The sequence below is a fragment of the Bowmanella denitrificans genome, from assembly GCF_002887595.1.
GTDB lineage: Bacteria > Pseudomonadota > Gammaproteobacteria > Enterobacterales > Alteromonadaceae > Bowmanella > Bowmanella denitrificans.
On the sequence record NZ_PEBU01000010.1, the window covers coordinates 16,702 to 43,567 of the forward strand.

The 26,866-nt window shown below is 48.9% G+C and carries 27 protein-coding genes; 5 read left to right on the forward strand and 22 right to left on the reverse strand.

Going from position 1 to position 26,866, the window contains the following annotated elements:
- Positions 1-61: 61 nt before the first annotated feature.
- The 3 genes from CSR04_RS17225 to prmA all read right to left on the reverse strand — a co-directional run bounded on the left by CSR04_RS17225 (position 62) and on the right by prmA (position 4,410).
- Entirely contained in the window at positions 62-1,192 is a 1,131-nt protein-coding gene (locus CSR04_RS17225) for an HmuY family protein (protein ID WP_102797563.1), read from the reverse strand.
- A 24-nt stretch (positions 1,193-1,216) separates the two neighbouring features.
- Positions 1,217-3,166, reverse strand: a complete 1,950-nt coding sequence (locus CSR04_RS17230) for a TonB-dependent receptor plug domain-containing protein (protein WP_245921712.1) — start codon at positions 3,164-3,166, stop codon at positions 1,217-1,219.
- A 371-nt stretch (positions 3,167-3,537) separates the two neighbouring features.
- On the reverse strand, positions 3,538-4,410 hold the full coding sequence (gene prmA / locus CSR04_RS17235; protein ID WP_102797564.1) for a 50S ribosomal protein L11 methyltransferase: 873 nt from the start codon (positions 4,408-4,410) through the stop codon (positions 3,538-3,540).
- A gap of 132 nt (positions 4,411-4,542) precedes the next feature.
- On the opposite strand from prmA, the gene CSR04_RS17240 reads away from it, so the two are divergent.
- Positions 4,543-5,277 carry a substrate-binding periplasmic protein gene (locus CSR04_RS17240; RefSeq protein WP_172449404.1) on the forward strand — a complete coding sequence of 245 codons (735 nt, stop codon included), beginning with the start codon at positions 4,543-4,545 and terminating at the stop codon, positions 5,275-5,277.
- A 24-nt stretch (positions 5,278-5,301) separates the two neighbouring features.
- On the opposite strand, the gene CSR04_RS17245 is transcribed toward CSR04_RS17240, so the two are convergent.
- From CSR04_RS17245 to cutA, 8 genes are all read right to left on the reverse strand, one after another.
- Positions 5,302-6,480 (reverse strand): methyltransferase, encoded by a 1,179-nt coding sequence (locus CSR04_RS17245; protein ID WP_102797566.1) that lies wholly within the window; start codon positions 6,478-6,480, stop codon positions 5,302-5,304.
- A gap of 97 nt (positions 6,481-6,577) precedes the next feature.
- Positions 6,578-7,927, reverse strand: coding sequence for an acetyl-CoA carboxylase biotin carboxylase subunit (gene accC, locus CSR04_RS17250; RefSeq protein WP_102797567.1), 1,350 nt, complete (start codon positions 7,925-7,927; stop codon positions 6,578-6,580).
- A 14-nt stretch (positions 7,928-7,941) separates the two neighbouring features.
- The gene (gene accB / locus CSR04_RS17255; protein ID WP_102797568.1) at positions 7,942-8,397 is read right to left on the reverse strand and encodes an acetyl-CoA carboxylase biotin carboxyl carrier protein; all 456 of its coding nucleotides are present in this window, start codon (positions 8,395-8,397) and stop codon (positions 7,942-7,944) included.
- A gap of 29 nt (positions 8,398-8,426) precedes the next feature.
- Positions 8,427-8,870, reverse strand: a complete 444-nt coding sequence (gene aroQ / locus CSR04_RS17260) for a type II 3-dehydroquinate dehydratase (protein WP_102797569.1) — start codon at positions 8,868-8,870, stop codon at positions 8,427-8,429.
- 422 nt (positions 8,871-9,292) lie between these two features.
- Complete coding sequence (locus CSR04_RS17265) at positions 9,293-11,896, reverse strand: glycosyl hydrolase family 18 protein (RefSeq protein ID WP_102797570.1); 2,604 nt, start codon at positions 11,894-11,896, stop codon at positions 9,293-9,295.
- Positions 11,897-11,947: 51 nt separating this feature from the next.
- Complete coding sequence (locus CSR04_RS17270; protein WP_102797571.1) at positions 11,948-13,375, reverse strand: lytic polysaccharide monooxygenase; 1,428 nt, start codon at positions 13,373-13,375, stop codon at positions 11,948-11,950.
- A gap of 225 nt (positions 13,376-13,600) precedes the next feature.
- Positions 13,601-15,370 carry a protein-disulfide reductase DsbD gene (locus tag CSR04_RS17275; RefSeq protein WP_425427701.1) on the reverse strand — a complete coding sequence of 590 codons (1,770 nt, stop codon included), beginning with the start codon at positions 15,368-15,370 and terminating at the stop codon, positions 13,601-13,603.
- Positions 15,367-15,684, reverse strand: a complete 318-nt coding sequence (gene cutA, locus CSR04_RS17280) for a divalent-cation tolerance protein CutA (RefSeq protein ID WP_102797573.1) — start codon at positions 15,682-15,684, stop codon at positions 15,367-15,369. The genes CSR04_RS17275 and cutA overlap by 4 nt, the downstream gene beginning before the upstream one ends.
- A gap of 116 nt (positions 15,685-15,800) precedes the next feature.
- On the opposite strand from cutA, the gene CSR04_RS17285 reads away from it, so the two are divergent.
- From CSR04_RS17285 to CSR04_RS17300, 4 genes are all read left to right on the forward strand, one after another.
- Positions 15,801-16,286 (forward strand): FxsA family protein, encoded by a 486-nt coding sequence (locus tag CSR04_RS17285; RefSeq protein WP_102797574.1) that lies wholly within the window; start codon positions 15,801-15,803, stop codon positions 16,284-16,286.
- A gap of 62 nt (positions 16,287-16,348) precedes the next feature.
- Positions 16,349-17,995, forward strand: coding sequence for a gamma-glutamyltransferase (ggt, locus tag CSR04_RS17290; RefSeq protein WP_102797575.1), 1,647 nt, complete (start codon positions 16,349-16,351; stop codon positions 17,993-17,995).
- Positions 17,996-18,267: 272 nt separating this feature from the next.
- The gene (locus tag CSR04_RS17295) at positions 18,268-18,612 is read left to right on the forward strand and encodes a helix-turn-helix transcriptional regulator (protein ID WP_102797576.1); all 345 of its coding nucleotides are present in this window, start codon (positions 18,268-18,270) and stop codon (positions 18,610-18,612) included.
- Entirely contained in the window at positions 18,599-19,861 is a 1,263-nt protein-coding gene (locus CSR04_RS17300; protein ID WP_216362587.1) for a type II toxin-antitoxin system HipA family toxin, read from the forward strand. Before CSR04_RS17295 ends, CSR04_RS17300 begins: the two co-directional genes overlap by 14 nt.
- A 364-nt stretch (positions 19,862-20,225) precedes the next feature.
- Here CSR04_RS17300 and CSR04_RS25430 read toward each other — a convergent pair whose 3' ends face one another.
- The 11 genes from CSR04_RS25430 to CSR04_RS17355 form a co-directional block, all read right to left on the reverse strand.
- Positions 20,226-20,498, reverse strand: coding sequence for a BrnA antitoxin family protein (locus CSR04_RS25430; RefSeq protein WP_425427704.1), 273 nt, complete (start codon positions 20,496-20,498; stop codon positions 20,226-20,228).
- Positions 20,499-20,678: 180 nt separating this feature from the next.
- Positions 20,679-20,903, reverse strand: coding sequence for a BrnA antitoxin family protein (locus CSR04_RS17310; RefSeq protein ID WP_102797577.1), 225 nt, complete (start codon positions 20,901-20,903; stop codon positions 20,679-20,681).
- Positions 20,900-21,190: a BrnT family toxin gene (locus tag CSR04_RS25540; RefSeq protein ID WP_102797578.1), complete on the reverse strand. Its 291-nt coding sequence runs from the start codon at positions 21,188-21,190 to the stop codon at positions 20,900-20,902. The genes CSR04_RS17310 and CSR04_RS25540 overlap by 4 nt, the downstream gene beginning before the upstream one ends.
- A 111-nt stretch (positions 21,191-21,301) precedes the next feature.
- A complete protein-coding gene (locus CSR04_RS17320; RefSeq protein WP_102797735.1) occupies positions 21,302-21,565 on the reverse strand; it encodes a Txe/YoeB family addiction module toxin in 264 nt (87 codons plus the stop codon).
- Complete coding sequence (locus tag CSR04_RS17325) at positions 21,562-21,804, reverse strand: type II toxin-antitoxin system Phd/YefM family antitoxin (protein WP_102797579.1); 243 nt, start codon at positions 21,802-21,804, stop codon at positions 21,562-21,564. Before CSR04_RS17325 ends, CSR04_RS17320 begins: the two co-directional genes overlap by 4 nt.
- A 163-nt stretch (positions 21,805-21,967) precedes the next feature.
- Positions 21,968-22,399, reverse strand: coding sequence for a hypothetical protein (locus CSR04_RS17330; RefSeq protein ID WP_102797580.1), 432 nt, complete (start codon positions 22,397-22,399; stop codon positions 21,968-21,970).
- Between the two features lie 90 nt (positions 22,400-22,489).
- Positions 22,490-22,744, reverse strand: a complete 255-nt coding sequence (locus tag CSR04_RS17335) for a hypothetical protein (protein ID WP_245921715.1) — start codon at positions 22,742-22,744, stop codon at positions 22,490-22,492.
- Positions 22,745-23,127: 383 nt separating this feature from the next.
- Positions 23,128-23,583 (reverse strand): hypothetical protein, encoded by a 456-nt coding sequence (locus CSR04_RS17340; RefSeq protein ID WP_172449405.1) that lies wholly within the window; start codon positions 23,581-23,583, stop codon positions 23,128-23,130.
- Between the two features lie 106 nt (positions 23,584-23,689).
- Complete coding sequence (locus tag CSR04_RS24785; RefSeq protein WP_146027198.1) at positions 23,690-24,175, reverse strand: hypothetical protein; 486 nt, start codon at positions 24,173-24,175, stop codon at positions 23,690-23,692.
- Between the two features lie 44 nt (positions 24,176-24,219).
- A complete protein-coding gene (locus tag CSR04_RS17350) occupies positions 24,220-25,392 on the reverse strand; it encodes a DUF4062 domain-containing protein (protein WP_102797582.1) in 1,173 nt (390 codons plus the stop codon).
- Between the two features lie 895 nt (positions 25,393-26,287).
- Positions 26,288-26,833: a GNAT family N-acetyltransferase gene (locus tag CSR04_RS17355; RefSeq protein ID WP_102797583.1), complete on the reverse strand. Its 546-nt coding sequence runs from the start codon at positions 26,831-26,833 to the stop codon at positions 26,288-26,290.
- Positions 26,834-26,866: the final 33 nt, after the last annotated feature.

Consider the following 26,866-nt stretch of genomic DNA (forward strand, 5'->3'; position numbering starts at 1 on the left):
AGCAAAAGGGAGTGACAATTCACTCCCCTTGATGACAATCGGGCTTCCTGCCCCGTCGCGATTATTCGTTCAGGCTGTCGGCGCGGAAACTATAGTGGCCCGAAGCACCGGCCTCGTCGTAATAGCTGGTGACCTGAAACTTATAAGTGGCCGTGCCGGTGCGAATCAGATACACCCCATATTGCGACCACAGCTTATGGCCGCCTTGCAGGTTGTATTGATACCAACTGTTGTCGTCGAAGAAGCGCAGCATGGTTTGGTTAGACTGAAAGCCCATATAAGGCACAGCTTCTTCGTCAATGCCCGGGTAACCTTCGGCGCTGTCTTCAATAGCACTGGCGTCGTCGGCAATATGCAGTTCAAAAGCACCACCCGTGGTGCCTGACACAGTGTTGCAGGGTATGCGCAAATCCCAGTTGTCGGTTTCAGACATCACCTGAGCCAGGTCAAAGTCGATATAGACATCGTCCGTGCAGGCACTGGTATCCACTTCAAGATCCACTTCAGGGCGGAATGCCGTATCACCATCGGCGGGGCTTTGGTGGGCGATTCCCAGTGTCAGGGTAGCCATAGTGCGACCAGCGGTGGTGATGTGCTTGGCGCGGATTTTGCTGAAGGCTTGGTCTGACTGGACAATAAAAAACTTATCGTCCGCAGCGGTAACGGTGTGGGTGGCCATATCGTAATGGTAGAACTTGCCGCCAATCACTAACTCTTCACTGTCACTGACAAAGGCGTCATCAGCGGGAATGTCAGTAGTGGCAATCGCCTTGTATTTGTCCAGCTCAGTTTCAGGCGTGGCATTGATAAATTTATCTGTTACGGCGTTGCCTTGAGCATCAAAGAAGTCGCTGTTGATGTCGGTTTTAAACACACTGACCGGTGTCTCGGCCTGATGATTGGTCCACATTTTGGTGCGTTTAAAGGCAATATCCCAATCCTGATTGGTCAGCGCTTGCTCCTCTGTCAGTGGCAGTACTTCACCACTGTCCAAATCAAAGAACACCGCAACAGGCGCGGCCGTCGTGCCGGTGCTGAATGGACCTTTGATCAGGCCCTGTTCTGGGGTTGGTTCCGGGGTTGGCTCAGGGGTTGGATTCGGGGTCGGCGTGGGCGCGCTTGAGTCAGAACCGCCACAACCGGCCAGCGCCAGGCACAGCGCCATGGCAGTAACAGACAGAGAAAACTTCATCGGGTGCTCCTTGAATTGTTATCTTTACAGGAATTGGTAATTAACGCCCAGTGTCAGGCGACGGCTGCTGATTGGACGCACATCAAATAAGCCTGCCGCATCGGCGCTGGCATCTCTGTGCTCATCAAGCAGATTGTCAACAGCCAGTCGCCAGCTCAGGCTTTGGCTAAGGTGTTGGGATAAACTCAGGTTAAGGCTCAGCCAGTCATCCTTAAGAATGCCCTGATAGTCCTGACCTGCTTGTTCGCCAGCCTCGTAGACTGCATAAAACAGGCTATCCAGTTGCCATGCCGGGTAAGACCAGCCAAGGTTGAATTTAAGCTGGTGTTTGGGGCGGCCCGTCAGTGGCTCGCCTTGTTCGTTTTCGGTGTGCAGGTAAGCGTAACTGAGCTGATAGCGCCAGTTATCCAGAGTCAGTTCGGCCGACAGATCCAGCCCGGCGATTGTGGATTCCGCCACATTGGCATAGCGGGACACATCCAGGCCCAGCTCCGCTGACGCCGCCGCATCTCTGATAGTGTTAATAAAATCGTCGGTGCGGGTGTAATGGCCGGCTATCTCAAATTGCAGATCATGGCTGTCATCCATAACCGGAATGGTCAGGGTTAAGCCAGCGTTTGCCGACAGGGCCGTCTCGGGGTTAAGGTTTTCATTACCCAGCACCATGTAGCCAAGGTTACTGTGGTCAAACACATAGAACCTTTCCTTTAGCGTAGGCACACGATAGCTTTGCCCCAAACCAGCCCGCCATTGCCAGGTGTTCTGTGCAGTATCGATATACTTGTACATGCCACTGGCACGCAGTGCCGAATGCCAGCCGAAATCCGTATCATGCTGAACCCGCAAGCCGGCCAGCCAGTCCACTTTATCCAGCATCCAGTTAATTTGGCTATAAGCTTCCAGTGATTGGCGGTCTTTATCCGCTACCTCCACCAGTCCATCGGTGAGTTTGCTCTGATCCAGGGTATCGCTATGCCAGATAACCCCGCCAACCACCTCCATGCCATCCAGCATCCAGACTTTCTGAGCATCCAGCTCGGCCAGGGATATATCGGTTTCGCGCAAGCCATTGGAATCGCCACTGGTTTCATTGTGCTTGATGTAGCGGCCTTTCAGTTGCCAGTCATGCTGCTGGCTGACCAGTACATCCTGTTGCCACTGCTCCACATCGGACAGATAGTAGACAACCGAGTCCTGGCCGGGGACTTTAAATCTGTCCTTGAGTTTTTCTTCCTCAAAATAATGAAGCTTGTATCCCAGCCTGAGGCCATCCAGATTACGGGCCAGCTCAAAACGCGCAAAGTGTTTATCCAGGGAAGCAGATGTCTGTGCAATGCTGGCAGGCTCATAATCAAAGCCAGGATCGTCAATTTTCTGCAGGCTGAGCTTAGCCTGCCACTGTGCCACTTTGGCGGAGCCACGCAGTTTGTAGAGATGGCCCAGCGTATCGCCGTCCACCTCATTGCCCAGATAGCGGGACACTTGATACTCACTGCTCAGGCTATTGCCCTTATCCTGACGGCTAATGATATTGATTACCCCGCCCATGGCGGAACTGCCATACAATACCGAGCCAGCACCTTTGACGATTTCAATCTGTTCAATCTCGTCGGCACTGATCTGATCCAAATCCACCGAGGAACCAGAGGGTGAGATTAACGGCTGACCGTCCAACAGGATCAACACGTGATCTGAGTCAAAGCCCTGCATCATGACGTTATAGCCGTCTTTAACGCTGCGTTTTACTACCACCCCAGGCAAAAAGTTCAGGGCCTGGGCTAATGTGCCACGGCTGACTTGCTGCAGTAGCTCACCACTGACCACATCCACCGCCACTGGTGAATTGTTCAACAATTTAGGGGTGCGGGTACCAGACACAACCAGCCTCTCCACTTGTTGAATCTCGTTGGCCAACGCATTGGGCACTAAAGTAACGGCAAGTAATGCCAAGATTGGGATTTCGCGATACATCATAACACTACTGATAACCGTTATCATTTGTGTTTATGATTGTAATCATTTAAATGCTGGGATCAAGGAGTTTCTTGTTCTCTGATCGATGCAGCGTTGATTCAGAATGAATACCTGCAGGTGTTAGGTGTTAGGTGTTAGGTGTTAGGTGTTAGGTGTTAGGTGTTAGGTGTTAGGTGTTAGGTGTTAGAAAATGATGATATTCAGGCCAGCAGCAGGAAGCGTAGTTTTTATCTCAGAACACAGGGCGGGAATAAACGATAGGCTTTTAACGACGGCCAACCATGGCGGGCTGGTATAAATGTCGGTTTAGCTACCTGCGACTGTTATGTCGCAGGGCGATATCAGAAACGCTAGCCAGATACCTGACGAGATCAGCGGCGGGTACCGCTAACTCTGGCCCAGTCACCATCAATGGCTACCGGGTCCATTTCAAAGTCCTGGCTGTACAGCGCACTGATTTCCTCAGCCTGCTCCTTTAAAATGCCTGACAAAGCCAGTTTACCGCCAGCACGACAGTAGCTGGTAATCACCTGGCGCAGTTCTCTTAGCGGCCCGGCCAGAATATTGGCCACCACCACATCGGCCTGCAGTTGTGGCTGATCTTTGGGTAAATAAAGTTCGATAAGATCGCCAACCTGATTGCGATTGGCATTGTCCTGGCTGGCCTGAATGGCCTGCGGGTCAATGTCGACGCCAACCACACGTTTGGCACCAAGTTTAAGCGCGGCAATGCCCAAAATGCCCGAGCCACAACCAAAATCCACCACCAGACTGTTACCCAACTCCAGACCATCCAGCCAGCGCAAACACAGTGCCGTGGTAGGGTGAGTACCAGTACCAAAGGCCAGCCCGGGGTCGAGCATGACATTAACGGCGTCAGGATCTGGCACCTCGCGCCAGCTTGGGCAAATCCACAGGCGCTGACCAAATTGCATTGGGTGGAAATTATCCATCCACTCCCGCTCCCAATCCTTGTCCTCCAGCGGGTCCAATTTAATCAGGGTGCCTGCTGGCAGCTGGCTTTTCAATTGCAACAGCAGTGCGGTTAAGTCTTCTTCAGCATCAAACAAACCCACCACCTGAGTATCAGGCCACAGTTGTACCTCGCCGGGCTTAGGCTCGTACCAGGGGGTATCCTTGGCATCCACAAACGTAACGGCCTGGGCGCCCCAATCCGATAACAGTTCACCAATGGGTTCGGCGGATTGGGCATTGCTGTTGATACGTAATTGAATCCAGGCCATAGGGTTCTCAGCGGTCAGGGCGAAATAAAAGTCGCCAATTCTTGTTGGGAACGAGAGTATAAGTATACAGAGCTGGATTACCAGAGGAACCTGTCTTAACCTGTTTCTATGGATAAGAGAATCGATGTCTGCATGAACAGGATCATCTTGCTGACCAGCCTGCTGCTAATGAGTACAGTCGCGCAGGCTAGTTCTCTTGTGATGGCTGTTGGCTGGACCAAACCTCCTTATGTGATTGCAGACCAGGATAAAGGCTTCGAACTGGATCTGGTTCGCGCTATTTTGCAAAATCTGGGGCATCAGGTGGATCCCGTCTATGTGCCTTTTGGCCGCTCGGCCGGTATGCTCAACCATGGTCAGGTGGATATGGCCCTGAATATGACCGAGCGCATGCCCGTACCGCATGAACAGCTCAGCCAGGTGTATGTCACCTATCGCAATGTAGTCATCAGCCTCAAGGTTAGCCGGGTGAAACTGGATAGCCTGGCGGATATGAAAGGCTTCAGCATAGTCGCCTTTCAGAATGCATCCATTGTACTTGGGCAGGAATTCGCCAAGGAAGTATCAGACAGTCGACTCTACACAGAACTACCGGATCAAAGTAAACAGGTTAAGATGCTGTTGGAAGGGCGAATTGATTTGGCAGTGATGGATATTAATATTTTCCGCCATATTTCGACCAAATTCCGTGATGACGCTTTGGATCTGGTCGATATCCACTGGCTTTTCCCACCGACGGGCTATCGGGTTGGCTTTAAGGACAAAGCGCTTTTGCAGGAATTTGATAAAGCCCTGCAAGCCTATAGAAGTTCAGACCAGTACCCGGCTTTAATTGCCACCTACGATATCTGGCAGCCCGGATTCTGAAGCCATAGCAAACCGGAACGCCGTTTAGGTTTGCGCCACAATCACCAGATTGCGGGGGGTAATTTGTCGAGTACAAAACTCCAGTATCTGAACATGATAAGCATGCTCCTCAAGATACAGACTTCTGTCCAACACCAACCACAATTCCAGGGCACGACGAAACAGGTGCCGTACTAACTCCATACGTTCAAGCAACCTAAGTCGCTGCCTGGCTGTCATTTCCAGACCAGACAAGTCGACAGCAGGCGCGAATACCAGCCCTTTTTGCTGCGCCGCCCATTGCAAAAAGGCCTGGGGAGGTTGGCGAAACAAGTAATCCGGTGCAGAAGGGACCGGCAGATAATTGTCTTGCCCCAGATGCTGGCGCTGCCAAATATCAAACATCTGCCGGTACAGCCTTTCCTGTAAACGCTTGTGTTGGTCCCGATGCGGTGCGGTAACCGTTTCCTGCACCGCCAATCGCAGATCTGCCCGGCTCAGTTGCAACTGGCTGCATTGCCCGGCCTGGCTCAGGGGTTGATAGGTTTCCTGTGTAATAAGCTGGTAGCAACAAGGGCAAAGATAGACAGCCTGAACCCGGTTCTTAACCGCTTCCTGCAGCATTTTTATATGCAGCTGTCCACAGGCGTGCAAGGCGACAAGTTGCTGGTCGGCTTGCACATACTTATCCAACTTATCCTTAAGTACATCTGCACAAACAAAGCGTTGATTAACATGCTGCTGCCTGGCCACTTGCTGGCCTTGCTGACAAAGTTCAGCCTGCCATTCCACTGAGATAACAGGCTGGGCAAATTGCCAGGCCAGCAATCTACCCAAGTGCCCTTTACCGGCACACCATTCCAAAATAGGGCCTGGCCTGCAATTAAACAGGGCGGCGAAAGCACTGATTTGCTGCCATTTTCGACCTTTTATACCGGATTGTAGCCAAAATGGCGCTGGCAAAGACTGTTGGTGTTTTTGTAATGGATACAGCGCATCGGCCGCCATGAGCTCTGGCAAAAAACGCGAGCAGGCTAGTAATGCCTGCTCGGCATGAATCTGCCAACTTGCCAGTTGTTCATCGGGCAATTCATCCAACCACTGTGCCAGGGCCGGATTCTGCTGCCGCCAGGGATAGTCATTCACAGCAAAAGGCGAAAACTGCCAATACAGACAATGGTCCGTCAGATAGCGGTCAAGGCGCCGAAGGGATGCAGCCAGCATAATCGAGTGCGAAGAGAAAGGTGCTGAATTCTATCCGCAGTGCAGCTTGCAGCCAATAAAAAAGGTGCTTGCGCACCTTTTTTAGATTAAAGCCTGGTTAGCCTTTTTGCATGCCCAGTTTCTTTTCCAGATAGTGGATATTCGTTCCACCATTTCTGAAGTTTTCATCTGCCATGATTTTTTGCTGCAACGGCACATTGGTTTTTATGCCTTCAATCACCAGCTCATTCAGAGCATGGCGCATACGGGCAATCGCCACGTCACGGTTCTCACCATAAGTGATTAGCTTACCGATCATGGAGTCATAGTTAGGCGGCACGCTGTAACCGGCATAAATATGTGAATCCCAGCGCACACCCAGACCACCAGGCGGATGGAACATATCGATTTTGCCTGGTGAAGGAATAAAGCGTTCTGGATCTTCGGCGTTGATACGGCATTCGATGGCATGACCACGAATTTGAATCTGCGACTGCTCAATGGCCAGAGGCTGTCCGGCAGCAATACGCAATTGCTCCTTAATCAAATCCACCCCGGTGATCATCTCGGACACCGGATGCTCCACCTGAATACGGGTATTCATCTCAATAAAGTAGAATTCACCGTTTTCGTACAGGAACTCAAAGGTGCCCGCACCACGATAGCCTATTTCAATACAGGCACGGCGACAGCGATCACCAATTTTTTCACGCATTTCGGCGGTAATACCAGGTGCAGGCGCTTCTTCCACCACTTTCTGGTGGCGGCGCTGCATGGAACAGTCCCGCTCACCCAGGTGAATCGCATTGCCCTGACCATCTGCCAGTACCTGAATTTCCACGTGACGTGGGTTTTCCAGGAACTTTTCCATATACACCATATCATTACCAAAGGCGGCACCGGCCTCGCTCTTGGTCATGGCGATAGCAGATTGCAGTTCCGCTTCGCTACGCACCACGCGCATACCACGGCCACCGCCGCCGCCAGCAGCTTTAACAATAATGGGGTAACCAATACGCTTGGCTATGGCTTTGTTTTTGGCTTCATCGTCACCCACCGGACCATCAGAGCCAGGTACACAAGGAACCCCCGCCTTCTTCATGGCGGAAATGGCAGACACTTTGTCGCCCATCAGGCGAATGGTGTCGGCTTTAGGGCCAATAAACACAAAACCACTCTTTTCCACCTGCTCAGCAAAATCGGCATTCTCGGACAAAAAGCCGTAGCCAGGGTGAATGGCAATAGAGTTGGTTACTTCCGCAGCGGCGATAATGGCCGGAATATTCAGGTAGCTTTGGGTGGCTGCCGGGCTGCCGATACAAATGGACTCATCGGCCAGCAGCACATGTTTAAGGTTACGGTCGGCGGTGGAATGCACCGCTACGGTTTTAATCCCGAGTTCCTTGCAGGCACGCAGCACGCGCAATGCAATTTCACCCCGGTTGGCTATCAGTACTTTATCCAGCATCAGCTTCAGCCCGCTTATTCAATCACGAACAGAGGCTGGTCAAACTCCACAGGTTCCTGGTTGTCCACCAGCACCTGCTTAACCACACCTGCTTTGTCCGCTTCAATCTGGTTCATCATCTTCATGGCTTCAACGATACACAAGGTATCGCCGACTTTGACCTGAGAACCGACCTCAACGAAGTTCTTGGCGCCCGGTGAAGATGCGCGGTAGAAAGTACCAACCATGGGTGAGCGCACAATATGTCCGGCCGGCTCAGCGGCAGCAGCAGGTGCGGCAGCTGGGGCAGGTGCTGCTGGCGCGGCCACTGGAGCAGGCATATGAACAGGCGCACTGTAGTGCACAGGTTGCGCCATGGCAGAGCTGCCACGGTGGATACGTACCGATTCTTCACCTTCGGTAATTTCCAGCTCAGCAATGCCGGATTCTTCAACCAGCTCAATCAGTTTCTTTATTTTCCGAATATCCATCGTCAGGTCTCTCTTATATTTGTAGGCTGTTATACAGAATGTTCCTGGCAGTACTTAATGCCTGCCTGTAAAGCAAATTCATATCCCTGGGCACCTAAGCCACAGATGACGCCTTTGGCCACATCCGACAGGTAAGAATGGCGTCTGAAGGCTTCCCGGGCGTGGACATTAGAAAGGTGCACTTCAATAAAGGGAATATTCACACCCAATAAGGCGTCCCGTAGCGCCACACTGGTGTGAGTAAACGCACCCGGATTAATCACAATAAAGTCCACCTTCCCCATGGCTTGGTGAATGGCATCAATCAGTACATGCTCGGCATTGGATTGCACATGTTCAAGCTTAACGCCTGCATCAATCGCCTGTTCCTGTAGCACCAGCACAATGTCGGCCAGACTTTGATGACCATAAATATGTGGTTCACGCTTACCCAGCAAGTTCAGGTTAGGACCATTAATCAGCAAAAAGTTCACGAATGTGCGCCCATTTGTAGCTAAAACTCTATGTTTAACTATTTTTCAGAAAATTTCGAGTCTCACCGTCAAGCACTGACCAAATATTAGCCAAGCCAACTTCAATTGCAGTCCATTATAGAGACAGATTCATAAATCTCAGCAAAATACTGGTCTTATCAGCGACGTTTACTGCTATTTGTTTGTTACCTTATCAGACAAGACTGCCACTTGTGAGTTAAATTCAGACCTTTAGTGATGAAAATTTATCCCATCCCGCTTTGTTACAAAGTATGTAACAGTCAAAACGGCTAAAAATAAGTATAAATAAAGGTGGAAATACCTGCAGCGAGCTGGCTATCTTCAGCCAACCGGTGGGGAAAGCATGGCTATTTTCGTTGAATCTGCAGATAAAAGCCGCCTGGACAGGCGGCTAGAATTGTTTAGGGTTGTAACTGCCAGACTGCGGCAACACCGGGTTCTTCCCCTTGTGTCCACCATCTGGCCTGATAGACACTGCCCTGATAACTGACCCGGGCGCCACCATTGTAGGCTTGATTGGCGTTCCAGGCTTGCGGCTGACCATTGTCAGGAATCCTGACTTCCCAGGGCCCGCCCAGATCCGGTCTGTCGCCTTGTGTCCACCATTTGGCTCTGTATTCCACACCTTCATACAGCACAATATCGCCTGCGGTATACACCGTACCGGCCTGCCAGGTGGTTTGTCCGCCATCCAGATTACGCACAGTGACAGTGAATTGCACCGTCGTCAGGGCCTGACCGTCGGAAACACTTACGGACACCGGATATTGCGTGTCTGCATCAACATTGCCGGCTTGCAACTGCACATTCGCGCCGCTGCCGCTTAACGTTAGCCCCTGGGGAACCTGCCAGTCATAGGACAAGCTATCACCATCAGGGTCAGAAGATTGCAGGTTAATGGCCAACACCGCATTTTCGTCCACCTCTTGATCAGCAACCGGCGCCACAATTGGTGGCTGGTTGCCTTGTTCGCCGATAACTCTGAGTGTCGTGGCCCGGCTAACCTGATGCTGACCATCAGAAACCTGCAGCGTCACGGCATAGTCCGTTGTTTGAGCCAGCACTGGGGCATTTACCCTGAGCGTTGCGCTATTTTGCCCGGAGGCATCCAGACTGCTGTCCAGTTGCCACTGAAACGTCAGGGGATCCTGATCCGGGTCGCTGGCCGCTGCTGCCAAATCAATGCTTTGCCCACCAGTGACCTGATAAAGCGCCTCTAATTGTATAACCGGCGGACGATTAGGCAGCCCGCCACCGGCCAGTCCCTGATGCATAGCATTGAGTATATCGCCGTTGTCTGCATCGATTTCCCAGGCAAACATCCCAGCCAGATTCAGGCTGCGGGTGTACTGTCCTTTATATAAAACCGAGCGGGGGCTGTCGTAGGTCACCAGTTTGCCATTCTGGCTGTTCCACACATAGGCGGCTTCGGCCTGCTCGTCATAGCCCGCCTCAAAGCCGTTAACACCAGTATTATTGCTACCCAGCATATAAGTCTTAATGCCTTTATAATCAATCACACCAGGCTCCCACACCCCTTGTGCATTGGTACCGGTGAGTTTGCCGCTGGCGGTGGCGGTCATGGGATTGCCATTGGCCGCGTCGGCAGCAAACACCCCTTCCCATCCCCGACCATACATGGCTGCTCCCAGCACGATCTTTTCAGGTGGTACACCTTGTTGCAGTAAAAGTTGTATGCCGTTGTCCAGTGTATAAGCTGGGCCCTGACGGGGTTGTCCGTCATCGTCCGTACCCGTGCCATTGCACTCATCCTGGCTCATATGGCTGCCGCAATACACGGCCGTGTGGTGGCCGGTGACATTGTTCCAACCACCGTAAAAGTCGTAGGTCATGGCAAACAGATAATCCATGTATTGCTGCGCCTGCAGATAGTCCACATCTTCCAGCTTGTCATAACCCACACCTATGGCTGATGTCAGTTGGTACTGGCGACCGGTTTCGGCTTCCAGCTCATCCAGCATGGCCCGCAGTTCCGCCATCAGGGCCACATAGGCAGGGCCGTCATTCACCCTGTCGCCCAGGTTCGGGTTAGCTCCGCTTCCACCCGGATATTCCCAGTCAATGTCCACACCGTCATAGAACTTCCAGGTTTGTAAAAACTCTTTCACCGACGCGATAAACACATCGCGATTTTGTTTTTGGGTAAAGCCATGAAAAGGGTCAGATAACGTCCAGCCGCCGATAGACGGCAATATCTTCAGGGCCGGATTGTGTTTCTTCAGAGCCATTAACTGGGCATAAGTACCGCGAATAGGATCGTTAGTATCGGTGCCAGGTAAGGCTTTTTGTATTGCCGCCCAGGGGTCGTGAATTACCACTTCATAATCCTGGGAACGGCCACAGGCAGTTTGCAGCGCCCGCAAGCTATTACCGTTTTCAATTTCCCGTAACGATTCATTAGGGCCACAAATGGGAATAAAACCGTACAGAATATGGGTAAGGTTGTTGACCGGAATGCGACTGACATCAAATGCCCGGCCATAAATACCCCATTCAACAAAATAGGCTCCCACTACTGTATCAGGCGGTGGTGGATAGTTGCCGTTGTTAGGGTCTACGTTGAGTGGTAGCGGGTCCAGATGTCCACCGTCGGAATCGGCTATCACCAGGGGCTTAACCGCACTGGTTGCGCAGTCTTCTGCCTGACACAAAGCAATGGTCAGATCATGGCGACCCGACTGTGACCAGGAAAACTGAATAGTGCCGCTGCGTGTTCCCGCCGCCACTGATTCCTGATGCACTTGCTGGCCATCAAAATACACCCTGATGTTATCACCACCTTCCCCCGACCAGGCGTTCCAGCCGATGCTGATATTCACCTGCGACAGCCGTTGCACAAGATCTTTATACGCGCCATTACCATCAAGATTGACCTGTATCAGGGAGTAGGCCTGAGGCTCCCAGCCAATGCTGGGGGTAGATGGTGCGCTTTGAACTACTGTGCTGGCAAACAGCGCCAGCATACCTATTGATGCTGGTTTCATAAAAATTCCCTCTCAGAAAAGAAGGCCGGCTGAATGGCCGGCCAGATTGATTTACTGCGCTTCCCAAACGTCGGCTTGGTCTGGCAGTTCGCCCAATGTCCACCACTTGGCCCGGTAAATAAGCCCCTGATAGCTGACCAGATCGTCTCTGACATACACAGTATTGGCGTCCCAGGCAGGGACATTGCCACTGTCGTTCTGTATTTCCACGTCAAAACTGGCGCTGGTACTCAGTTGACCGTCTGACACTGACAGACTGACGGTCACTGTGGTGTTCTGACTCACCTGCCCGGCACTTAGGGTGATATTTGCGCCTGAGCCCGTGTAGCTTAACGGTGCGGGCACTTGCCAGGTGAAGGTAAGGGGATCCTGCTGATCATCATAAGCATGCACATTCACAGCCGTGCTTTGCCCTTCGGGCAACTGCAAGTCGCCGGGCGTGTGCACGATAGGCGCCGTGTTACCCTGTGGCGGCTGAATGCTTAAATTAAAACTATGGGAAGACTGAGCGGCAAAAACCTGATTGCTGAGCAGATTTTGACTGTCAAATTGCACATTGCCGTTTTGGTCTTGCACCCCGACCTGAATGTCCAACGCATAGTCCATATTCAGTTTGGCAGCTAAATCTGCCTGCCAGCTTTGGCTATTCTGCGCGGTGATGGGCAGCAACTCACTGATGATTTCCTGGCCGCTACCATCAAATAGTCTGGCCCAGACGGTATCGCCCGGGCTGGCATCCTGGCCCTGACGAACAAAGTAACTCACCGGATGCCACTGATCTGGTGGGTTGGTGTCGCGCACAATAGTGATATCACTGCAGTTATAGAAACCTTCACCCGCCACATCCTGCCGTTGCCATCTGGTATACAGAATGGCATCGCCACTGCGGTTGGCCGGAATGGAGATGGTCATATCGTAATAACGCTTACCATCGGGTGCGAGGATCACGCCGACATTACCCACATCCTGGATATGGTCCAGATCAGACCAATTCAGGGCCTGTGTGCTGCCGTCAAACCCTGGCTTGCTCAGGTAAAACTTCCAGAAGCTGGGGTTGTGCGGGGTGCTGGCATAAAAACGCACATTCAGTTCATTATTGGCATTGGGTACCACCTGACTGCGTTGCCAGTGGGGAGAAGGGACGTTAATACCCTGCTTTTGCGGATCGCCGGCACTGCACAAGCTGCCATTTGGCACCGCGGCTTCAACAGCGGCCTGGTTGTAGTAATCAGCCACATTGACAGAGAACTCAATAGATTGCACAAACTGGAAGGTGCCGGTTTGCAAAAATGCCGCGCGGCAGGCTGCATTGGGAATGGCAGAACCATCCTGCGGCCACCAATAGCCCCCCTGCTCTTCACAAAATACCTGCCGGGCCTTCGGCACTTGCATGTAACCGTGGGCAGATGCCAATTGACTGTATCCCATGGCACCCAACAGGGTGACCAGAGGAAGCCAGGCTTTGCACTGTTGTTTCATTTTTATCTCCTGCTGTTATGCGGCTATATACCGCTGGTTTTTCAACGAAGAACCAACCAGGAGCAACAAAGGGCTTATTGCCTTACCTGGCAGTTGTAAACAACAAGTAAAGCATTTGTATAATATTTTGACTAATTATATCGATATAATTTATTAGCGAATGTTCTTAACTATTGATTCAGGGCCAATATGCAGATTGGCCCCATTTCTGAAGCAGAGGACTTTTTACAGAGGCAGCTTAGCCAGGTGGGCAGCAAACGCCTTAGCTTGCATAAACCCGGTTACCCGGCCTTTGCCAATCTCTTGTCCCTGGGTATCGAAAAACAAAATGGTAGGCAGGCCCAGAACAAAGAAATGCTCCTGAAATGCCAGGCTCTGTGGGGTATTGTCGGTAAGGTCGATTTGCATCAATACCGTATTGGCCAGAGCTTTTTGCACCTCAGGATCTGGAAAGGTATATTTCTCAAACTCTTTACAAGCTACGCACCAGTCAGCATAGAGATCGATCATCACCGACTTACCCTCGGCATTAGCAGCAGCTAACTTAGCCTGGAAGTCTTCCAGATCTTTTACCCGCACAAATTCAGTGTGCGCAGAAGTTGTTACGCTACCGACCTGGACTGGCCCGGTCTTAAACTCCAGATGCTGGTAGCCATACAGTGCAGAAGCCAGCAGGCCAAGAAAAATCACCAGGCTTCTGACGCCTTTAAAGAAACTTACCGGCGTGTTCTGGTTCATAACCTGCCAGTAGCTGAAGGTCGCCAGTCCCAACACCGCCCAGGCCAGATTCGTCCATAGGTTCTCGACCATCCGCTCAACGAATAGCAGCGCCACCGCCAGCATCATAAAGCCGAAAGTCACCTTCACTACATTCATCCAGTTGCCAGCCTTAGGCAACAACTTGCCTCCGGTAATACCAAATAACACCAGCGGAATGCCCATGCCAATACTCAGGGCATACAGGGCGCTGAATCCCAGCAGCAAATCGCCACTTTGCGCCACGAACAGCAAAATGCCGGTTAAAGGCGCGGTGGTACAAGGTGAAGCCACCAGGCCGGATATGGCCCCCATCAAAAAGACACCAAAATAACTGCCGCCCTTTTGCTGATTACTCAGACTGTTCAGCTTTTCCTGCCAGCCGGAAGGCAACTGCAACTCCCACACCCCGAACATCACCAACGCCAGCAGTGCAAATAACAGGATCAGGGTAATTAATATGGCGGGATGCTGCAGAGCCGCCTGAAACTGCACACCGGCAGAGGCCACAATCAGACCAAGAATCGAGTATGTGATGGCCATACCCTGCACATACACAAAGCTCAGGCTAAAGGCTTTAGAGGTACTCACCTGCTTGCCCTGCCCAAGAATAATGCCGGACAAAATCGGATACATGGGAAACACGCAGGGCGTCAGTGCCAAACCCGCGCCCAGCAACACAAACAGCGCCAGGGTCCAGAGCAGACTTTGCTCGCTGGACAGCAAATCAGCCAATTCAAATTGCTGGGACTGATTTGCCAGCGGTGCATCATCCGCTGGTGTCACTTCACCGCTGACTTGCTCCAGGTAAACAACTTTAACAGTGGCCGGATAACATAAACCCGCTTCGGCGCAGCCCTGGAAACTGACTTTAACCACGGCATCCTGCTCAGCCGCCTGGATGGGAAAGCGGATATCCACCTGATTAAAAAACACATCAGACACGCCAAAATAGTCATCTTCAATCTGTCTGGCTGGCGGAAAAGCAGGCTCCCCCAGGGTGGCGTCTTTTACTACGGTTTTAAACTGCTTTTTGTAGAGATAGTAACCCTCGGCTATTTCCCAGCTCAGTACCAGTTCATTACCCTGCTGGCGAAAATCAAACTTAAATGCTTCGTCCACCGGTAAAAAGGTCGGCTGGTCAGCGAACAGATCACCCAGTGGGTCCTGCGCGCGACTAAGGGGGGAGAGGCCCAGCAATAGGAGCATCCAGGTGACATGCAATAATGTTTTCATCATTTTGTACAACTTTTAATCCATTCCAGATAGGTAGGGCTGCCATCGGCAATCTCTATGATTAACCATTCCGGCTCGTCATAGGGGTGCAATCCGACCACCAGCTTATACAAGGCGTCGAGCTTCGGCTTGTAGGTTTTCGACACCAACTGTATTTCACTGTCGGTCTGTAATTCACCCTGCCACTGATAAACGGATTCCAGGCCAGGAATAATATTGACACAGGCTGCCAATCCTTGCTCAACCGACTGTCGGGCAATATTTCTGGCACTTTCCATATCAGGGCAGGTGCACAGCACCAGGCAAAATTCAGACATAAGGACCTTGGAACAGGTTAAACACTTTCATTGCCACACTTTGTAACAGTGACAGCCTTGGATTTGGGCGAACGCGCCCAAACTATACCTCTAATTCACAGCTTTTTGGATGTCTCATGGGAAAACTCCTGTTCTTGTTATTTGTACTGATGCCCATCGTGGAGATTGCCCTGTTGATAGAAGTTGGTGAGCAAATTGGTGGTTGGCCCACCATAGGACTGGTGATCCTCACGGCTGCCATTGGCGCGGCATTGGTTCGCCAGCAGGGTGTTGCCACGTTGATGCAGGCCAGACGCAAAATGGATAATGGTCAACTGCCAGGCCAGGAAATGCTCGAAGGCCTGATGTTGGCAGTGTCTGGGGTATTGCTGCTCACGCCGGGTTTTGTCACCGATGCATTGGGGCTATTTTTAGTGCTGCCTTTCAGTCGCCCGGTCATTGCCCGTTGGCTGATGAAACGTGCGGTGGTGACAGGCTCCGCCACTCAGACATCCGGCTTTTACCAGTATCAGCAAAGAGGTGATCAAGGCAGCACCTTTGAAGGGGAATATGAGGTTAAGCGGGATGGCCGTGATCCTAAATTACCCCCTGATAATCGCTGATACATGGACTTCCCCCACTGGCCCCGATAAGGTGTTAAGCAAATAACTGCTAAGGAGTCGCCATGCGCAGGCTGTTTTCCTTCATCCTGATTTTTCTGTCCTTCACCACTCAGGCTGCCGAACAAGCGGCAGTCGCCATGCCGGATAGCTACAGTGCCGATGCGGCAGTTGCGGTACTTAAAGATGGCGGTAACGCCGTGGATGCAGCCGTAACGGCAGGTTTTGTGCTGGCCGTGACCCTGCCCGAAGCCGGTAATATTGGTGGCGGTGGCTTTATGCTGATTCATCAAGACGGCAAGGCCGATTTTCTCGACTATCGCGAAAAAGCGCCGTTAAACGCCCACCGCGATATGTATCTGGATGACCAGGGGCAGGTGCTCCGTAACAAGCCCCTTTACGGTATTCTGGCCTCCGGCGTACCCGGCTCGGTGATGGGTATGTGGCAAGCACACCAGAAATATGGCAGTAAACCCTGGAAAGACTTGCTGCAACCCGCCATCCAACTGGCCGAACAAGGCTTTATTCCCCATGAAAAACTGCTCAGTCATGTAAATGGCTATATTGAGCGGGTTCAAAAAGATCGCCATGGTCGTAACTTTGATCAGTATTTTTCAGCCATGCAAAGCGATATGCCGTTTAAGCAACCGGAACTGGCCGCCACCCTTAAACGCATCGCCGAGCATGGTCCCAAGGATTTCTATCAGGGCAAAACCGCAGATTTGCTGGTGAGCTTTATGCAAAAGCACGGCGGCCTGATCAATAAGCAGGATATGGCCAATTACCAGGCTATCTGGCGCACACCTATTAATGCTGACTGGCAGGGCTATCAGGTCCTGTCCGCACCACCACCCAGTTCAGGCGGCATAGTATTAGTACAGATGCTGAAAATGCAGGCGTTGCTCAGCAAGGAATTCCAGGGCCTGGCCCACAACTCTGCCCAGTATATTCACTTACTGGCCGAACTGGCCAAGCTGGGTTTTGCTGACCGCGCGGAGTATATGGGCGATCCGGATTTTTATCAGGTGCCGGTTAAAGACTTGCTGGCGGATAACTATCTGGCCGAACGTGCAAAGTTGGTTAACAGCAAAGCCATCTCCAGCACCGAAAAGGTTAAACCCGGTCTTAAGGAAAGCGAAGACACCACTCACTACTCAGTGGTGGATAAATGGGGGAATGCGGTCTCCACTACCACCACCATCAACCTCAGCTTTGGCAGCGGCATGGTGGTGGACGGCGCGGGCTTTCTGCTGAATGACGAAATGGACGATTTTAGCGCTAAGCCGGGGGTACCGAATTTCTTCGGTGCGGTCGGCAAAGAAGCCAACGAAATCGCCCCACAGAAACGCATGTTATCGTCTATGACCCCCAGTATCCTGCTGAAAGGCCACAAAGTTGAGATGGTGACAGGTTCCCCTGGTGGTACCACTATTATCAGCTCGGTATTTCAGTCGATGCTGAATCGCGTACTCTTTGGTATGCATGCGCAACAACTGGTGGATGCGCCAAGAATTCACCATCAGTTGTTACCAAAAGATGAGATCCGCCATCACAATGGCCTGGCAGCAGACGTGCAGTCCCGCTTGCAAGATATGGGGTATCATCTGAAAAACCGCGGCTTTGGTGATTTACAGGTGATCAGCCGTAATAACCAGGGCGAACTGGAAGCGGCTTCACAGACTAGCGGGCGCGGTAAATCTGTGGTGTTTTGATGTTGGAATGAGAAGTCCTATTGGCCCCGGCAGCAATATGATCAAGCATAGTGTTAATACGGTTAGAACAAGCCCTCGTCTTATGATTTCCATCTTTGAGCTAATATCGGCTTTTTGTTTAGATTCCCAAGAATGGTTTATGTGTGAATCATTTCATTGAGAAATGAGCCATACATAAATCAACCATGGTTGACAGCACTGGCAAGGAAAATCTAACATGAGTCATATATAAACCATTTCATGGTTATATGGGTTATACATAGGTCGAAATCATGCGAAAGTCAGTAAAACGTGCATATTCAAGGTATACCGAAGAAGCAATTTGCTTGCTCGCAAACCTCATTCGCAGCGCACGAATAGAGCAAAAACTCACAACGCAGGAAGTTGCCGATCGTGCTGGTATATCCAGAAGCATGCTTCAGCGTATTGAAAAAGCGGATTTGAGATGTCAAGTAGGCGCAGTATTTGAAGTAGCTACCATCGTTGGTGTAAGCCTCTTTGATGCGTCACAGTCGCTGACCACGATTAGAAAAGAAATTAATCGCAGTAAGGAAAAACTCTCACTTCTCCCCAAAACTGCACATAAAGCACATAAAGTTGTAGATGATGACTTCTAAGCGAGAATATAACGAAGCGTTTGTCTGGATCTGGTTACCTGGTGAAACCGAGCCGGTTGTTGCAGGTAAGCTTGAGGCTGACAGGGATCGATTGTTTTTCAACTACGGTAAGAGCTATCTTGCCCGCGTAAAGGACACTCCGCGCGCAATTCCGCTCTATGCGCCAGAGTTACCGCTCAAATCTGGATTTATACCAAATCTGGAGGGACTAACAATGCCAGGATGCATTCGCGACTCCGCGCCTGATGCTTGGGGGAGGCGCGTTATCATCAATAAAAAACACGGAACCAAAGGGCAAGATATTGATACCGCTTCACTCGATGAACTGACTTATCTTCTTGAGTCGGGCTCTGATCGAATAGGGGCTTTAGACTTCCAGCTCTCCCCCACTGAATATGCTCCGCGATTTGCGAAAAATGTCAGCATAGAAGAGCTTCTAGAATCCGCAGAGCGAGTTGAAAAAGGGGTTCCGTTGACACCAGAGCTCGACCAAGCGCTCTATCATGGTAGTTCAATCGGGGGCGCTCGCCCGAAGGCTTTGATTGAGGAGGGTGATAAGAAATATATCGCCAAGTTCTCTGCATCCAATGATCTATACAGCGTAGTAAAGGCCGAGTTTATCGCGATGCGTTTAGCTAAGCTGGCCGGGCTAAATGTTGCGCCTATCCTGATAAACAAAGCGGCTGGAAAAGATGTTATCTTAATTGAGCGGTTTGACCGGATTAAAAAAGGTCCTATTTGGGCGAGAAAAGCTATGGTCTCTGCCCTTACCTTGTTTGAGCTAGATGACATGATGGCCAGATATGCCAGTTATGAGTTGCTAGCTGAAATTATTCGTCACCGCTTTGTTGATCCAAAAGAAACACTGAAGGAACTGTTTTCACGTTTGTTGTTTAATATCCTATGCGGGAATACGGACGATCACGCAAGAAACCATGCGGCTTTTTGGGATGGCCAACAATTAGAACTCACGCCCGCCTATGATATTTGCCCCCAAGGCAGAACGGGCAATGAGCAGGGGCAAGCCATGCTCATTCATGGCAATCAAAATGCAAGTACCTTTAGTACTTGTCTAGCCACAGCGCCAAACTTCCTGTTAAGCCAAGAAGAGGCGATAGAGATTTTTGAACACCAAAAAACGACCATTGAAAAACACTGGGCATCAGTTTGTGATGAAGCAGAGTTAAGCGAAGTTGAGCGTAATTTATTCTGGCACAGGCAGTTTTTAAATCCGTATTCTGTTCGTTAGTTATGTGGCGTTCACTCCTACTAACTCGAAAATACCAAATGTCATAAATAAAGCCCAAGGCCTTATACAAAATGATAAAAATCCAGAATAGGGCACGAAACGCACGAGGAACAATAGACTTCTGATTAAGAGCCAGGGCGTGAGCATGTTCCATGCATATTCCGGCCCAATTCGATCACCGATTTCGGTTCAATCCGATCACTGATTTCGGTCTAATCCGAGCGCTCATTTCGGACTTATCCGATCAAAATTGACGTTTTTCCGAAATCACTGATCGGAATACCGAAATCCTCTCACGCTTTAAATCAAGCGGACTATCGTGGCCGCTAGCGGATGATTTCAGCGATAAAGGATACGAAGCGTATCAATGCTTGAGATCCTTGTGTGACTGAGCGCAGTCACGCAAGTAGAGATTGATAAGGCTCTGATACGGAATGTCCTTTTTCTCGGCCAGATTCTTGAAATACGCGACAGTATCCTCATCCAGCCGGACCGTAACCTGCTTCTTGAGCTTCTTGGCATATGGATTCAGAACTGACTCGGAAAAGTCGTAGTTATCACGCATGTCTGTACCCTTCATAAGTTTTTCTTTCTCGCCTGTTCGCCTTGCGGGCAAATCTAGCTTCTCATCAATCAAATTATGAATAGCGTGTTCGAACGTACCGGCTTGTAACTGGTCGAGATAGTTAATCACCACCATCGAGTGCTGATGATTTATTGAGCTATTTTAGGGTTTTTCTACAAGCCTCAACGCCCGCCATAAACGGCGTGAGGAACGAGCGCCCGGCGACCGCAGGGAGCGAATTTAATGGCTCTGTTATGGCTTGGCATGCCAGGCAATATCAATCTTTTTATGATGCGCCGCACAATCTCTAAGATACAGATTGATAAGGCTTTGATAAGGCACGCCTGTTTCCTCTGACATTTTTTTGAAATAGTCAATGACATCCTCGCCAAGCCTGATAGTGACAGGTTTCTTTAATTTTGAGGCGTATGGATTTTTACGCGATTTCATTTTTGAAAAATCATATTCATCTTTCATGACAGTCCCCCTTCATAGAACTTGCGTTCCTTGCTGGTTGCTTTGCGCGCAGAAATGATTCGGATAGTTCTCCCCTGATCGCGCTCACAGTGGCACACGACCAAGACCCTGGACTCATTACTCATTCCCAACATAAGGAAGCGATCTTCTGATGGGAGTGAGTTTTCATCATCAAAGTACTGAATGGCGAACTCATCGTAAAAGACTGATTTCGCCTCATAAAAAGAAACCCCATGTTTCTTGAGGTTTGAGTCAGCCTTCTTCTGATCCCACGCAAATTCAATCATAAATACAATGTATGTACATCCCGGCAGACTGTCAAGCTTGGAGGGCCATAACGCCCAAAACAGCGGGGAACCAGTTTGCTGGTGATCCGCTGCTTTTGATTGTTATAGCTTTCATTCATAGTGGGTCCACAACCGAAGTACCTTAATGGATTTTTCTTTTTCTAATACTTGGTATACCAACCGGTGCTGTATATTGATTCTGCGTGAGCAGGCACCTGCCAAATCACCAACTAATTTTTCATAGGGCGGCGGATTCTGATAGGGGTTTTCTTCAATAATTTGGAGCAACTCCTTGGCCTTATCTTTTAATCCGGAAGAAGCTAGTTTGCGCGCGTCTTTTTGTGCCTGCTTTGTGTAATAAACTTTCCACGTCACCAATCAAGCTCCTGGTCACACTCCCCCAAGTCGGCCTCCATACCTTCGCGGATTGATTCACGCATACCAGGGATCGATACCAGGTGTAATGTCTCGTTTATAGCATTCCAGTCCTCTTCAGACAGGAGCACGGCATTACCTCTTTTTCCTGTAATAACAATAGGTTGGTGACTGGTGGACGCCTCGTCTATCAGTGCATATAGCTTAGAACGGGCTTCTGTAGCATTTAATGTGGTCATGATTCACCTCCAGACCGAAAAGCGTACGCCATATCGTACGCTCGGTCAAGGTGCTAGTAGCTATAACGCTTGCCTAACCGGCGTAAAATAGCAGGCTAAAATTAGCGACGAAGGAGCGCAAGCCTGCTGTTTTGCGTCCTTTGGTTTAGGCACTTGTTATATTTCAGTTGCTGAGATCCAAGTAGCTCGTAACTGATTGCCTATTTTTACACTCACTAAAATATGGCAGTTGCTTATCTACACAAATAATATACTCGTCTTTTAATTCAACCACAGGCTTGATGTCTTTTACCAAATAATGATCATTTACCTTTTTCAAGTGCACTAAAGCGAAGTTGAACGAAGTGAATTTAGGTAAACCACTTGAATGAGTGAACCCTATAAACTCAATAATTTCTGGTTCAGAATTTTCGTTGTACCATTCGTAGACGTTATATTTCAATTCAAAAGCAACATCCATACAAATACCGCTTTCTACATATTTATCACATGACTTTTCGCTTTCGACTACTGAAAAAGGTGACCCAAGAAATACAATATCATTTGCTTGCAGTAAGGAACTAAAGAAAAGAATAAAGAAAGTAAAAAGTTTCACCAATCTCTCCCTGAAATATAACGCCGCAAGCAAAGGCGCGCGTTAGCGCGTCCAGCCCGCAGGGCGATTTTGCCTTGCCTTGTTAAATGCTTACGCACGAGTGCCACCTGAATAGAGATGGTTAACACAGAAAGCACTGCCTTTTACTTGCTTGATGTCACAGCCTGACCACATGCATGATTCGTTGGTAAGACCGCCGCGATTTTGAACTATTCTCTCTTTTATGAGTGACTCACTATCAAATGCTTCCCAGTTTTCAGATGAGGGAATTTTTACTGCATAGCAGGTTTGATATTTATCCCACTCATCAACTTTATAGAGTTGCTTGCAATCGGGACATTGCATTAACAAAACCCAATTACCAACATCCAGTTAGTTTAGCTTTGATTTGAAATCAGAGTGATTGTTGCTGATATCAATTAAAGCGGGTTGTTCTTTGCAATTACACATAGCTTCCCTTGGCATTTAACGATGCTGTAAAAAACTCAGCCCCTATTTAAGATTGCGATCCTACTTAAAATCCAGGAGAGTTTTTGATATTGATAACTCCAGATTTTAAAATAGGCGTCATTATTAACTTATTTATTGAACATTTTTTTGTTCAGAAAAATCTTCTGACCTTTTTCTACTACCTCAAGTTCTAAATATGACACACAGGCAGGCGATAATAGCGGAGCCACCTACGTGTTTGTGTCTCAGTCCGCACCCCGCGGCTAAATAATTTTCTGTTAGAAGCCTGCACGCCTTTGTTCCATTAGAGGATCGTGTGGTTTTACATTACCGCCAAATATTTGTCTGTACACTTTACCTAAATCTGAAGTGATTTCCAAAACTATAAGATATGGTGAACCAAGTGCAGAGCGCCAATAGTGGTATTGCTTCTGATATTGTTCATTAAATCTAAAAGTCACATGGGCTGACTTAAGCCAGAATATAGGGATTCTATGAGAATTCAGCATACTGTGAAGCAATTCATGCATACTATTGGCGAGTGGCTCGATGCTTTTGTAGATGCAGCTATTTTCTAATTCTAAAAGATTAATTGAGATAGAAGATACTCTCTCTTGCTCTGCGATTAAGCAAAGTTGACCTATTGCCCAGTAACCAAGATGATCATTGTTACGACCATTTAGCATGTGAGCAAAATTTCTTACTATTCCCTTAAATTCCCTACGACGAGCCATGATTCCCCTTGGCTTTTAATGCTTAAATTTGAGGCAGATACGAGCGCCAGCGAGTAGCCATCCAAGGACAACTTTGTTAACCGAATAACATTTGCTTGCTATACGCTTATTCACTGAAACCCGATAACCGAAATGCCTGATGTCCAAGTTCCACCAATTTAGAAAGACCTCTCTCTTCAGCTTTGACTTCAGGTGTCCAAAGACAAGTCTCTGAAAAAGAGAAACCATCTTTTGGTCTAAAGCACCATATCGAGCCATCCATACCTCTATAATCATCAGTCCTTATGCCTGCTTGAACTGAGAGATATAATTTTTTTAAATTAATGGCCTGTTTTGACGTTAGTTCAGCCCTCGAAGTATGCGTCAACGTTCTTGTAGGTACACCACTAACAGGGGCTGGATCGATAAACTCTGATATGAGATAGCTTTGTTCACCGTAGCAGAAATGAAATATATATTTCCCCCGAAATGATGTTGTCACTTCCAGCTCAAATAATTGCCCTTTAAACGCTTCATATTTTGCACAATTGACTTCAGCTTGTGCTAATGCAGCCAAGCTAAAAAATAAGAGAAAGAATATTGGTATTTTCACTGTATCCTCGGCGTACAACGCAGCAAATCCGAAACATTTCCTTGTTAGTCATGTTGACTTACATTCCCTAGGCTCATTAGGCTTTCAACAAATTTGTGGAACTCCGAATTTGTGCTCATTGCAACATCAAATGAGAATTTATGGACCAGAAGATTCCTGATATGGTTAATCGAAGAACGTCCAATTTTTTTATTGAAGATATGCTTATCAACCTGACCGCTGTATTCATTATAAATTTTTTGATCCAAACCGGCTGCAATCCATGCTTCTATTGAAGGATTAGCAAAGAACCCTGAAATGTTCTCACACTGACTAGATTCAATTATACGGTTAAGCTGCAAAACATTTTGGTGATACTCTTCTTCGGTATGAGCGTCACTATCAAGAAGAACTATTACATGTTCAAATATCTTTGAGTACGGAGCAACAACCTCATTAAAAGTATTGAGCACTTGATATTTTCCATATGTAGGAATTATTACAAAATGCTGAGCCAAATTAAGATGCTGGACTATATGTGAGACGACTAACCGATCTACTTCCCCTTCAACTACAATACAGATACGTGTTCTACCTCTAGTATCAGTATGATCTTCAGTTGAAGTATTAACTGGTTTAGGAATTGATTTATTAAGCTCACTCATCCAAGTAATAAGCTTTTTCTCGAAATCAACTATGGATATAAATGGAGCAATCCAGTTGTTAGTCTTTCGTTGCGTAATCCAATCTAGAAAATCGAATATCTCATTTTTTTCTGAATATGCTGGAGAAAATGAAGTTAAATACTGATTTCTTCTCCTTGTCTCTTTCTCATCCAAAGTCCGTTGTCTTGCGAAAGTTACAACTGGTATTCCTTCTTTGTGTGCGACAAACACCTCACACCATGTTATGGATAACTTATTAAGTTCGTATACTAGTTCGAACCTCTTCTTTTTGCCTGATTTTTGTGTACCAAGAACACTGAATTTCAGTGGCAAAAAGGGCTCCAATGTTGCCCCACCATATCTACCACCATATCTTCTGTCTACCAAACATATAACCAAATCAGACTCTTTGATAGCCTCTAGGCATTGGTCGTGAGAATGAAGTCCAATTCTAGCGGGGAACGTAGGGCTTTCGTGAAATAAAACCTCATGACCATCAGCCTCAAGACGATCAACGACCAACGCCCTGAAATCCGAAAGATCATACGCAGTGGAGCTAAGAAATATCTTCATTTGTACTCAATGCTTCCATATCTGGCTAACGCATTCTTTACGACACCGGTCCGGTTAAGGCTGATAGGTAGCGGGTGTCCGTATAACAGATATACGGTAGGAAAAAGGACAGGTGCCGCCTAATATGCCTTTGGCTGAGGCCTTAAACTTCGTGTCAATTGATTGATTTATCAACTCTATTTCAGCATTACCAAGTTTGCCAGAAAAATCAGCAGCTAAAGGCCATTAGCCATGTTCTGTATATCAACGGCTGTATCCCCTAAGCGGCCCAAGCCGCTTTGCTCCCCGCTAAAAAATTCCCAGTCGGTTCAGGGTGCTGCTAAAAGGGGGGCAATTTGCTGGGAGCAAATTGAGTGGAAGACGCGTCGGGAACGTCGTTTTCACGACCGCCTTTTAGTAGTGCCCTGGACTGACGTAGTTGGGAATCCAGCGGGCGCCTTTTCTTTGCGTCTCGTTTCTTTGAGGCGTATCAAAGAAATGGGACTGGCGCGCCAAGGACGGCGCGTCATATAAGACAAGGACGTCATGTATCAAGCCTTGTACAGGTAATTATTTCTCTACCACGAAAATCAAAAGAACACGGACCGTGCCTTTGGCCGATATTGGAATACCTCTCGCGGTGACGCAAGAAGCGCAAAGAAAAGCTCGCAGAGGTATTTACTGCTTTTAGCTCCTCTGGGTTCTCAGCGACTTTGCGAGAAGGGCTTTTTCGTGGTGAAACATATTCTATTTTCAGAAATGAGGCGTTCAGGCGCCAGATTAAGCAGCGTTAGCTGGCCCGCAGGGCAACAGGCTGGCCATCTGCTGTTCGATAATAAACTGTGTTGATATCTATCACGCATTGCCTGTGAGTGCCTTATATATCAAGTACAGATTGGCTTTTTAGTTACAACTTTCACGATGAGCCAGGCCATTCATCCGCCAAAACCGCCATCAGCAAATCATCACACCACTGTCCTTTAAACCAGAGCGACTGTTTCAGCAGACCTTCATGGCGAAAACCCAGACGTTCAAATAACAGTACCGAAGGCTGATTGCGTGGATCGATAGAGACATGAATGCGATGCAATCCATAGTGCTGGAACAAATGCGAAATCAGTGCCCGTAGCGCCTCAGTGGCATAGCCCTGTCCCTGATAATGCGGCGCAAGGGCCACGCCAAGCTCGGCCTGCTGGCCTTCAGCATCCACACAAAAGGCCAGATCCCCCAGCAGTGTTTGCTTGGATTGATTGACTATTACCCATTGCCACCATTGCTCTTTGCTGTCCGCAGGTAAATCTGCCATTTTGTTGGCATACACAGCCACTTCCTCTGTACTGGCTGGCACCCAACCTTGATACAGGGCCACTTCAGGTAAACTGCGATAACTGAATACCGCCTGTGCATCTTCTGCCCTTATTGGTCGCAGCTGCAACCGTTCGGTGTTGAGATAGGCAGGCATAACTTCACTCCTTGTTCAAAATACTGATTGCAG